The organism is Benzoatithermus flavus, assembly GCF_037908215.1.
GTDB classification, from domain to species: Bacteria; Pseudomonadota; Alphaproteobacteria; order Geminicoccales; family Geminicoccaceae; genus Benzoatithermus; species Benzoatithermus flavus.
On record NZ_JBBLZC010000098.1, the window covers coordinates 1 to 666 of the forward strand.

General features: G+C 55.4%; 2 pseudogenes. Both read left to right on the forward strand.

The window, feature by feature from the left end:
• Positions 1–355 (forward strand): annotated as a pseudogene (locus tag U1T56_RS24270) (hypothetical protein); the annotation flags it as partial.
• 82 nt (positions 356–437) lie between these two features.
• Positions 438–666 (forward strand): annotated as a pseudogene (locus tag U1T56_RS24275) (histidinol phosphatase); the annotation flags it as partial.

Here is a 666-nt window from a genome sequence, read left to right on the forward strand (position 1 = left end):
CGTCAAAACGCTGGGAGCCGAGAGCTCTCCCCCCCAAGTTGAGACGATAATGGCCGCTGATGCGGCGCCGGCGCAGGAAGATGCCGGCGTCATGGTGGTCGGCTTGCCTGATGCGGCAAACGGCCGGGCCGAACACTCTGTTGATGGCGGCCGGCTGGTAGCCGCCGCCGTTTGCGTCGTTTTGTTACGATCTTCACTTTGTTGTTCTATCGGAGATGATATTAGCATAAGACATATATGGCGCAAAGAAGGCAAGGAGGGGTGGCAGATGGATGATCTCATGACACGGCTCTTGGCGGTCGCCGGCGTCGCGGTATGCGTCGGGCTGTTGTTTCTCGTCGGCGCGAACGGATGATTGGGTGATGATTCGCCAAACGGTTGTCCTTTCTTGCGGTGATGCGTTATAATGAAAAAAACAGCAGGAGGGGAGAAACACTGTGCTGACGGATTATCACAACCATTTGGAGCGGGGGACGCTGACGCTCGATTATTTGCGCCAGTTCACCGATGAAGCCGCGAAAAAAGGCATTCAGCATTTTGGCATTTCCGAGCATGCGTATCATTTTTACCAAACGAAAAACATTTTGTCCAACCCGTGGGTGGAGGCGCGCCGGTGCTACGATATGGCCGACTATGTCCGCTTGTTCCACGAAGCGTGGGATGCCG